Below are 9,879 nucleotides of genomic sequence, written 5' to 3' on the forward strand. Positions count from 1 at the left end.
AGATCCATCCACACGGGGACACGGAATGAAGATAATCCTCCCGCTCTTGATCGTCGCCGTCATCGGGCTGATGGGTCCGGCGCAGGCGCGATCCCTCGACATGATCCGCTCGTCTGGCGCGCTCGGGTTATGTGCTCATCCCAACTCGCTTCCATTTGCGAGCAAGGTTGGCGACCCTCCCGGGTTTCAGGTCGAATTGGGACGGGCGCTGGCACGCGAGCTCGGCGTCTCGCTGAAGCTCGACTGGATTATCACACGGTACCAGATGCGCAGCGCCGGCTGCGACATTCTTCTGGATGTCATTGCCGATCGCGAGGCGCAGAGCGAGACTAATTTGAGGATCTCAAAACCCTACTATCGCACGGGCGTTGCTCTGGCTGTGCCGTCGGCCAGCAAGTTGACGTCGTTCAAGAGCCTGAACGAACACACGAAGGTTGGGGTTCAGGTCGGATCCATGGCGGCGATGATCATCGGCCAGCGGCGTGTGGCGACGTCGACTTTCGGGTTTGAGATCGACAGCCTCGAGGCTCTGGCCAACCATGAGATCGACGCGGCGGCGGTCACGCCGACGGCGGCGAGCTATTTCAATCTGACCCATCCGGACAAGGCGCTCCGCATATTGGATCGCGACGAGAGCGAGGCGAACCTCAATTGGAATGTCGCTGTTGGCATGGTCCGCCCGGATGACAGCCTGCGCGATGCGATCGATGCGGCTCTGGAGCGGCTGCGGGCCGACGGCACGATCGATCGAATATACCGGCGTTATGGTGTCATCCTGCAATCGCCGAAATAGTTGCGCACCGGTGCGCGTCGTCGCGACTTTGCAGTGTTCTGATATCAACGCTTGATCGGGCCAAGAGTCTCAACATTGACCGCATGGACTGACGGAACCGCCGTCATCAGGAGACTGCAGCACTTCCGATCGTTGGCCGATGTCCGCTTTGAAGCGCACGACGGACTCAAGACGGACATCATCGCGCCATGGCTGAAAAGTGCCGACTAGAGACATTCGCGAGCCGTAGCCCGCTACCGCGATCGGCGGCATTGGACATTTATGATGTTCCTATAACGCCAGCCAGCTTGCACTCTCGATTTTATATGCCGGCAAACCAATCTCTCTCGTGCGGTCGAAAATCCCGGCCGAACGGAAAGGAGAATAACTCATGTGTGCGCAGGTTGTTGTTCAGGAACGCCGCGCCCTTTTCGCGGAGTGGATGTCGAAAAAGTCCATGCGCCTGGCCGTGCTGCTCGGTGTCCTTCTGACTGTCAGCATTGCCGTCAACGCGATGATAATCCTTGCCGACGGCAGCAGGCCATGAACGTGATACGAGATGCCCTGCGGCGCTGTGCCTGTTTTCCGGCGAAGTTGGGATATACTTGGTTGGCTTATCAGAGCCGCGATCTCGCTTTGGCGGGTTTGCTCCTCAACCGCCGAGTTGTCGCCTGAGTGCCAAGCAGGAGTTGAACCGGTGGCCGACGTTGAATCGAAGCTGCGGCAGGACATCACACCGGCGCCCGATGCCGATCCTCTTTTGGGCCCGATGGCATTGGAGTTGGTGCGCTACCTTGCTTCAATTGCAATGACCGCCGCCGCGACGATCGTGGCCGTCAGCGTTGACAGCAAGGTGACCATCCCCAACCTATCCCTCGTATTTGTGGTTCCCGTGATCATCGCGGGCATTGGCCTCGGCTTGGGTCCGTCACTCTGTTCGGCGATACTTGGCGCTCTAGCCTTCAATTTTTTCCTTACCGAGCCTCGCTACACATTGGCCGTCGACGACCCGGCGAACATCTGGGCGATCGGACTGCTGTTTGTCGTCGGTCTCATCGTGAGTGGCGTTGCCTTTACCTCCCGCCGGAGGGCGCTGGAGGCGGCACTGTTAAGAAGGCAGGCGGCTGTGCTGCAAGGCTACAGCCGTGATGTCGTCGCGGCCGATAATCCGAACGCAATCGTCTCCATCACTTCGCAAGCTCTCGCAGCACTCTTCCAAGTTCCTGTCGTCGTGATGCTTGTTGCGGAGGGCAGGGTGGTTTCCCTTGACCAAGTCGGCGACGTAGAACCCCAGGAGGCCGAACTGGAGGCGGCGCGCTCCTCCCTGGAGACTGGAACTGCCGTGCGCAGCGGCGTTTACCCGAATCTGGCTTCGCGCTTTGACTTTTGGCCTGTGGAGACGGCCGAAGGCCAGAATGCCGTCATTGGACTCGCGTTCGACCCGGACGAACGTCCTTTGGCGCCAGACGTGCCGGTTAACATAGTTGCGCATGTTTTGGCGCTGGTGCTTGACCGTCAACATGCACGGGCTAGACACGATGCCCGGCCCGCAAGCTGAATCCGAGGGCGCCACCGACTATTTCCAGATGCCGACCGTCCGTGTTGCCGGTCATGGCGCCATGAAAAGTGGTCATCAGCGGACGTCGTTGCGGCCCTGGACGATGTCCACTCTACCCCGCCTAACAGGCCTCGCCGACAGGGAACATGAGGGCCGACGAGTTCAGGCCGCGGACAAGCCGTCGTACGCGTGACAATGTGACATAGCGGAAGCCCGCAGCGCGAATGAGCGTTGCGAAATCGCCTGGAGCCAGCGAATAAGCCCCGGATGTTTGCTACGCTGATCCCGGCAACGTTACCGGCATTGGATGCCGGCGCATTCACTTCTCCTGACCGCCTTGCCATTGGATGCAAACGCAGGACGATTCCGATTTCAGACAGCGAGACAAAGCCATGGTGAAACCGTTTCCGTCGAAGACCCACATCGGCAACCACATGCTCCATCCCGAAACGTTGATGCTGAACTACGGCTACGATCCGCAATTGTCGGAAGGAGCCGTCAAACCGCCGGTCTTCCTGACGTCAACCTTCGTCTTCAGGACCGCCGAAGACGGGCAGGACTTCTTCGATTTCGTCTCGGGACGGCGCGAGCCTCCCGACGGGATGGGCGCGGGCCTGGTTTATTCGCGGTTCAATCATCCCAACAGCGAGATCGTCGAGGACAGGCTCGCTGTCTACGAGCGCACCGAGAAATGCGCGCTGTTCTCGTCCGGCATGTCAGCTATTGCGACCACGATCCTCGCCTTCGTCCGCCCTGGCGACGTCATTCTGCACTCTCAACCGCTCTATGGCGGGACGGAAACCCTGTTTACGAAGACGCTTGCGGGTCTCTCGATCGGCGCGGTGGGTTTTGCCGACGGCATCGAGGAAGCCGCAGTCAAGCTGGCTGCGGAGGATGCCATGCGCCAAGGCCGGGTTGCGATGATCTTCATCGAAACCCCGGCCAATCCCACCAACGGCCTGGTCGATATCGCGATGGTCCGCCGCGTCGCCGAGCTGATCGGACAGGCTCAGGGGCACACGCCGATCGTAGCATGCGACAATACGCTGCTCGGCCCGGTGTTTCAGCGACCGATCGAACACGGCGCGGACCTTTCATTGTATTCGCTGACCAAATATATCGGCGGTCATTCGGACCTGATCGCGGGCGCAGCACTCGGCTCAAAAGCCCTCATGAAGGACGTCAAGGCGTTGCGAGGCGCCATCGGCACCCAACTGGACCCCCATTCCTGCTGGATGCTCAGCCGGTCGCTCGAAACACTGAGTATCCGCATGGAGAAAGCCGAGAGAAACGCGCGGCTCGTGGCCGATTATCTGCGCGACCACGACAAAGTGGCTAAGGTTCATTACCTTGCCCACCACGAAGAGGCTTCGCCGGCCGGCCAGCTGTTCGCGAGGCAATGCACCGGCGCAGGTTCCACGTTCTCGTTCGACATCGTCGGCGGCCAGGCCGCCGCATTCAAATTCCTGAACGCGCTGCAAATCTTCAAGCTGGCGGTGAGTCTGGGCGGCACCGAGTCGCTTGCCAGCCTGCCCGCCAGCATGACGCACTCCGGGGTTCCGGCTGACATCCGCCAAAAAATAGGCGTTCTCGACTCCACGATCCGGCTGTCGATCGGTATCGAGCACCCGTCAGATCTGATCGCTGATATCGCGCAGGCTTTGCATGAGAGTTGAGCAAAAGGCCGCACCGCATCGAGCATCGGAAGCCAAGGCCAATGAAAGCCGGGCAGGTCCTCAGCCAAGGAGCGATCGGTACAAATCCAGATATCGATCGGCCATCCGGTCTACCGTAAAACGCGCGGACACCGCCGCTCGGCATGCGGCGCGATCAATTTCGCCGACACGGCTGATCGCATTTACGGCTTCATCGACGTTGTTGACCAGGAAGCCGGTCACGCCATCGTCGATCAACTCGGGCATCGATCCGCGGTTGCAGGCGATCACCGGCGTGCCGCAGGCGAGCGCCTCCACGACCGATAGTCCGAACGGCTCGTCGAAATTGATAAGATGGAGCAGGGCGCGCGCCGAGCCCAGGGCGTTGGTGCGGGCCGCTCCGCCCACCGGGCCGCGATAGACCACGGAACGCTCGTCCAGCGCGGGAACGACATGCTTGTTATGATACTCCTGATCCTGGACGATACCGGCCATGATCAGCCGCCGACCCGCTCGCCCTGCCGCCGCGATCGCCTCGGCCGCCCCCTTGTCCGGGTGGATGCGGCCGAAGAACAGCAGGTCTTCGCTGCCGTGCGGGTCGAAGGGAAAGTCCTCCAGCCGAATACCGTGATGGATTGTTGCTGCATAGCGCAGCTCCGGATGGCGATCGGCATCGCTGATCGCGACATAATGGACGCGATCCTCGTAGGCCTTGAAGGCGGGCAGGATGCGTTCCGAGGAAAAGCCGTGGATCGTCGTCACCACCGGTGTCTCCACCAACCGCGAGAAGGCGAGCGGCACGAAATCGGCCTGGTTGTGAATGAGATCGAACTCACCCGCGCGCTCGAACACATGGGCGACGTGGAGCATCTCCCATACCTTGGCGTCGATCGTGGGGTCCTCGGAATAGGGCGCCGGGCAGACACCGGCCAGTTTGCCGGCCGTCCGGCTATCCTTCGTGGCGAACAAGGTGACGTCGATGCCGCGCGCCACCAGCGCTTCGGTCAACAGGCTAGTCACCAACTCCCACGGACCATAATGGCGCGGCGGCGTGCGCCAGGAGATCGGAGCCAGCATGGCAATACGCACGCGATTGTCCTTCGTTGCTTTCGTTAATTGGCCGTCAGAATCATGCCCTCGTCCGGCCGTAGCAGCACGGCGGCGTCTCCGATCAGCGCTGCGTCGGCGACCGTGGACAAGAGCACCCGGCAATCACTCGCCCAGTCCGGCAGCTCCAGGCGCTGCGAATGGGTCCCGAGATTGAGTGCTACGATCAATCGCTCGGCGCCGTGCCGACGCTCATAGGCGAGTATATCGCCTTCCGCGTCCAGCAGCGCAAAGTCGCCGATCGCCAGCGCCGGATGCGCGCGCCTGGCGGCCAGCAATCGGCGATAAAGCGCCAGGATTGAATGAGGTTCCTGCGCCATCCGCGCAACGTTGCGAATAGGCCAGTCGGCATTGAGCGGCAGCCACGGCTTGGCCGTGGTGAAGCCGGCATTTTCGCTCCCATCCCACGGCATCGGCGTGCGCACCGGATCGCGGCCCAAGGCGAGGGTGGGCTCGCGCAGCCCGCGCGGATCCTGAACCTGAGCAGGCGGGATCGCGACATCGCTCAAGCCCAACTCGTCTCCGTAATAGAGGGTGGGCGTGCCGCGGAGAGTGAGCAGCAGCATCGCTGCGACGCGGGCCTGGGCCGGCCCACGCTTGGCTGCGACGCGCGGGCGGTCATGGTTGCCGAGCACCCAATTCGGCCAGGCGCCCGGCGGAAGCGCCGCCTCATAGCTGGCGATCAGCGTCGCCAGGGCACGCGCCTCCCACGGTGCATCGATGAGCTGGAAGTTGAAGGGCAGGTGCACCTCTGCCCGTTCCCGGCCGTAGTAGTGCAGCAGCCGATCGACCGGCAGGTAGATCTCGCCGATCAGCACACGTTCGCCCCGTCCACCGGCGCCATAACGATCGGCGATGGCGCGCATGCCGGCGGCGATCTCATGCACCTCGGGCTGGTCGGTCGAATGGAGCTGGAGCACGCGGTGCATATCGCCCATCGCCGGCTGATAGGCAGGATTGGGCGGATTGTCCGCGAAGTCCGCCGCCTTGACCAAGTGCCACAGCACATCGATGCGAAGGCCGTCCACGCCCCGGTCGAACCAGAAGCGCATCACGTCGTGCATCGCCGCCTGCACGGCCGGATTGCGCCAGTTGAGGTCCGGCTGCTCCTTCAGGAAGGCGTGATAGTAATACTGGCTGGTTTCCTTGTCCCACTGCCATGCCGAGCCGCCGAAATCGCTGATCCAGTTGTTGGGCGGCCCGCCATCCGGCGCGGGATCGCGCCAGATGTACCAGTCCCGTTTCGGATTGTCGCGCGAGGCCCGGCTCTCGACGAACCAGGGATGCCGGTCGGATGTGTGATTGGGCACGAAGTCGAGCAGAATCTTGAGCCCGCGCGCATGAGCCTGTGCAAGCAGACTGTCAAAATCAGCGAGCGCGCCGAAGCGCGAATTGATGTCGCAATAGTCGGCGACGTCATAGCCGAAATCAGCCATCGGCGAGGGGTAGATGGGTGAGATCCAGATCGCGTCGACGCCAAGGTCGGCCAGATAGTCGAGCCGCCGCTCGATCCCCTTGAGGTCACCGATGCCGTCGGCGTTGGTATCCTGAAAGGAGCGCGGGTAGATTTGGTAGATCACACCCGTCCGCCACCAGGGAACTCCGAAAGAGGCCGCCAATTGAGGCAACCTTACTTCGGCGCTTGCAGTCCGGGAGACGAAAGCCACTCATTCAAACGGGAAGCGGTTACAGCTTGGCGCGCTTTTCTGATCCCGGCGTCGCGCAACGAACCCGGCGGGAGTTCGTTCGCCTCGCCCTTGAGGCGCATGGCCTCCAGCGTCAGGCGGTCTGGTAACGGCGAACTGGGTTGGTTGCGTTGGGTGCGGGGCATGGTGCTCTCCGAAACGGGCGGGAGCACAACACTCTCAGTCACCGATGGAAGCCGAAGACGGGGCGGTGATATCACCAGTAGATTCCCTTTATGTCCGGTTGCCAACTTAAGAAACTTTAACGCTCCGAACTTGTCCGAGACGGATTGGGACACCGCCCGCAGCCTGGGACAATCTCGGGTCAAACATGGACGACCGGCGCCGGCCGAAACAGGCCATTCGCCGGATCAAAGTAGGCCACTCATGCAGACAGCGCCCCCAAGCCGAATAATGCTTGGTGGCGCTGTGTTGAATCCGGACAGTGCAATCCCCCGGCAATTATCTGTCTGCGGAGGCGCAATAAGGTTCAACGGCCAGAGGCAACTGAGGCGGCGTCGATCTCTCGGAGCTTCTGCTCCTGTCCCGCCGTGCGCTGAAGCCTCTGCCGCGCATTCGGGCCTGCCGCGCTGGCAGGACCTGCTGTTCATCCGCCTCAGCCGCTCCGCCAACGACGCCACCGACTACTTCCAGATCCCGACGGGACGGGTGGTCGAAGTGGGAACACAGGTCACGGTCCAGGGGGCGTGAACCCCACAAGTTCCACCTACATTGTCGCAGGACGGCAACAGTTTCATTGTTTCTTGGGCGGAACAGAACATCTGAGTCCACACGCATCCCGGTTTGGATCAGTCTCTTAAAGCCGGGGGTCGGCGGATCGAAGTTTTACCCGGCGGGCCGCAGGGCGCGAATGCCCGCGGCAGTTTATGTGGGACTGTGCTCGGAAGCCCGGGCTGAAGCCTTGAGTGGCAAAATGTTCCGATGCGATGGTCTGATATTGTGAGGAGTAGCGCAAATGCGTTTCGGCGGCGCGAACGACCATCCCAACCCCGATAGTCCGGAATACTACGCGCCGCGCTCGGAGCGCATGGCGGATCCACGATCTAACGCGACACCGCAGACGAGCTCAGGCCATTTGCCTCCCGATCCCCCTTTGTCTCGATTTGATGAAATGCGCGAGGAGGCCTTCGCCAAATTCACCCGTCCGTTGGAGTCCCAGTTCGTTTACGAACGCCGTCCAGCACGCGGACTGCTCGCCACTGCGGGCGCAATTGCCGTAGCGATCGGCGCCACTGCGATCCTGGCGCTCGTTTTGTTTAACGTGTTTCCAAGGTCAAAAAGTGATCCCTCGGAGCTCGCCGTTTCCATTTCGACTCCTGCATCGGCTACGCCGGCCCAGGCGACGTCCGAAGACTCCCAGGCACTGCTTGAAGGATTCAAGCAGTTTCAAAAGATACAGGGAAGCGAAGACCCGCCTGTTTCCGAACCCGCCTTGGCTGGAACGGCCAAAGAAGCGCCCGAAAAACCCCAAGCTCTGCTTGATAAGTTCATTCAGTGGCAGCACAGGAAATAGCGTCAAGAACAGGACACGCGGGCCGGCGATTTCCGAAAGCCGTCTCCTGACCGAGTTCCAAAATTAGCCGGCAGCGCTACAAGCTTGACGTCAGTGGTCAGACCTTCGATGCGTTGGTAACTACACCTAACATCATCTCAATGCGTCCATTACCCCACATGGGAAGCAGCAGGCGGGCCTTGCCGACGTTTCGCCTGCTCTCGGAAGTTGTGGTGTTGGTGAAAAAAGTCGGCGCATTGGCTTCGATCGTTACACTCGCTTGGGCAGTAAAGAATTCGAGCGGATTTTTGGGATCGATCTCGTCGGCGAACTTACCCACAAGATCGCCGCCGTAATTCTGTTGGATTTTCTCCCCCACCGAGTTGAAACGGAACCGCTGTGGCCTTTCGAAGACGTCGATCAGCATCAACCGATCGCCAAGATCGGGCAGTGACGAGAGCTTCAGATCATCCCAAAAAGGGATTTTGTTCTCGCCTCGTTTCAAGCTCTTCCAATAGACCCAAACACGATCGAGATCCAAAGGCAGTTTATCGGGAAGGGCAAAGGGTGGCGTTGATCTTGTCATGGCTAGCTCGCTGGAAGGCTCGTCCAAATAACAGCGTCACGGCTGGCTCGGTCTCGGTGCATTCATATAGAGCCGCATGACATCTTTGGGTATGTTGATTCATATCAATCGCTCCTCGATGGTCGGCAGCTTAACAAGGTGAAAGTCTGCTCCGGGTCAACCGCGTCGTTTTGGCTGTGCGTCGATGATACTTCCGGTCTACCCGATGAACAGACATCCTCAGAGTCCGCCGGTATGTCTCAAAGGTGCCAGAAGCGGAAGTTCGTCGCCCTGTCAGTAAGCGATTAGAATTAACTCTATTGCTCCCGGACGCCTGCCTTCCTCAGCCCATCGACAATGTCATCGAACTCTCGACGAAACTGCGGGTTGCTTGAGATTGAGTAACCAAGATCACGGTACCACTGGACCGTAAAGTCTGGTCGGAGCTTGTTCAATTCAGTCAAGCTCTGCCGTGCCTGTTCCGATTGCCCCGTGGCTCCATAAGCCGATGTCAGATCTACATAGGCGTACCAGTACAAGTTGTTCAGATTGACCGAGCGCCTGCATTCCTCGATCGCTTCTCCATATTGGTGCAGGTGCAGGTGTGCATGGCAGAGCCAATAGCGCCAAAGGAAAGCAAGAGGATCTCTGGGACTGAGACGGAGAGCCAATTGGGCCGGCGAGAAGGCTTCGTGCGCCCGCCCGGAGACGACAAGTGCAATTGCTTTAGCACTGTAGACAGCTGGATTATTTGGATCAATTTCGAGCGCAGCATCGTATTCAGCCAATGCCTCCTCAGGGTGTCCAAATAGAAGAACGTTCCCCTTGGTCGTATGAGCACTCGCGCTTGCCGAGTTTTTGGACAGAACTCTGTCAATGAGGTCGATCGCTTGTTTTCTGTCTTCAACAACGGACGCAGACCATCGATTGTTCACAGCAGCGGCTAGAGCGCTTTCCGCTTGATTTGAATCGGAAGGGTTATAGGGGGTTCCCTCGGGCGCGCAAATCAGATTCGGTTCCTCCA

Annotated in this window: 10 protein-coding genes and 1 pseudogene; 6 read left to right on the forward strand and 5 right to left on the reverse strand. The window is 60.2% G+C overall.

What is annotated here, in order from left to right; all coding sequences use genetic code 11:
• Positions 1 to 25: 25 nt before the first annotated feature.
• The 4 genes from JQ624_RS19805 (at position 26) to JQ624_RS19820 (ending at position 4,006) form a co-directional block, all read left to right on the forward strand.
• Complete coding sequence (locus JQ624_RS19805; protein WP_212420574.1) at positions 26 to 793, forward strand: ABC transporter substrate-binding protein; 768 nt, start codon at positions 26 to 28, stop codon at positions 791 to 793.
• 370 nt (positions 794 to 1,163) lie between these two features.
• The gene (locus JQ624_RS19810) at positions 1,164 to 1,319 is read left to right on the forward strand and encodes a hypothetical protein (RefSeq protein ID WP_212420575.1); all 156 of its coding nucleotides are present in this window, start codon (positions 1,164 to 1,166) and stop codon (positions 1,317 to 1,319) included.
• A 150-nt stretch (positions 1,320 to 1,469) separates the two neighbouring features.
• On the forward strand, positions 1,470 to 2,330 hold the full coding sequence (locus tag JQ624_RS19815) for a DUF4118 domain-containing protein (RefSeq protein WP_312014451.1): 861 nt from the start codon (positions 1,470 to 1,472) through the stop codon (positions 2,328 to 2,330).
• 392 nt (positions 2,331 to 2,722) lie between these two features.
• Positions 2,723 to 4,006, forward strand: coding sequence for a cystathionine gamma-synthase family protein (locus tag JQ624_RS19820; RefSeq protein ID WP_212420576.1), 1,284 nt, complete (start codon positions 2,723 to 2,725; stop codon positions 4,004 to 4,006).
• A 60-nt stretch (positions 4,007 to 4,066) separates the two neighbouring features.
• On the opposite strand, the gene JQ624_RS19825 is transcribed toward JQ624_RS19820, so the two are convergent.
• From JQ624_RS19825 to JQ624_RS19835, 3 genes are all read right to left on the reverse strand, one after another.
• Positions 4,067 to 4,993 (reverse strand): glycosyltransferase family 4 protein, encoded by a 927-nt coding sequence (locus JQ624_RS19825; RefSeq protein ID WP_212420577.1) that lies wholly within the window; start codon positions 4,991 to 4,993, stop codon positions 4,067 to 4,069.
• Between the two features lie 104 nt (positions 4,994 to 5,097).
• Positions 5,098 to 6,672, reverse strand: a complete 1,575-nt coding sequence (locus JQ624_RS19830; protein ID WP_312014452.1) for an alpha-amylase family glycosyl hydrolase — start codon at positions 6,670 to 6,672, stop codon at positions 5,098 to 5,100.
• A 50-nt stretch (positions 6,673 to 6,722) separates the two neighbouring features.
• On the reverse strand, positions 6,723 to 6,923 hold the full coding sequence (locus tag JQ624_RS19835; protein ID WP_212420579.1) for a hypothetical protein: 201 nt from the start codon (positions 6,921 to 6,923) through the stop codon (positions 6,723 to 6,725).
• Positions 6,924 to 7,318: 395 nt separating this feature from the next.
• On the opposite strand from JQ624_RS19835, the pseudogene JQ624_RS39725 reads away from it, so the two are divergent.
• A pseudogene (locus JQ624_RS39725) lies at positions 7,319 to 7,488 on the forward strand (KUP/HAK/KT family potassium transporter); the annotation flags it as partial.
• Positions 7,489 to 7,753: 265 nt separating this feature from the next.
• The gene (locus tag JQ624_RS19840; RefSeq protein WP_212420580.1) at positions 7,754 to 8,311 is read left to right on the forward strand and encodes a hypothetical protein; all 558 of its coding nucleotides are present in this window, start codon (positions 7,754 to 7,756) and stop codon (positions 8,309 to 8,311) included.
• Positions 8,312 to 8,408: 97 nt separating this feature from the next.
• Here JQ624_RS19840 and JQ624_RS19845 read toward each other — a convergent pair whose 3' ends face one another.
• A complete protein-coding gene (locus JQ624_RS19845; protein WP_212420581.1) occupies positions 8,409 to 8,876 on the reverse strand; it encodes a hypothetical protein in 468 nt (155 codons plus the stop codon).
• Between the two features lie 296 nt (positions 8,877 to 9,172).
• Positions 9,173 to 9,879, reverse strand: a 707-nt coding sequence (locus JQ624_RS19850) for a tetratricopeptide repeat protein (RefSeq protein ID WP_212420582.1), incomplete at its 5' end; no start/stop codon positions are given.

Source organism: Bradyrhizobium sp. AUGA SZCCT0283 (assembly GCF_018130385.1).
GTDB lineage: Bacteria > Pseudomonadota > Alphaproteobacteria > Rhizobiales > Xanthobacteraceae > Bradyrhizobium.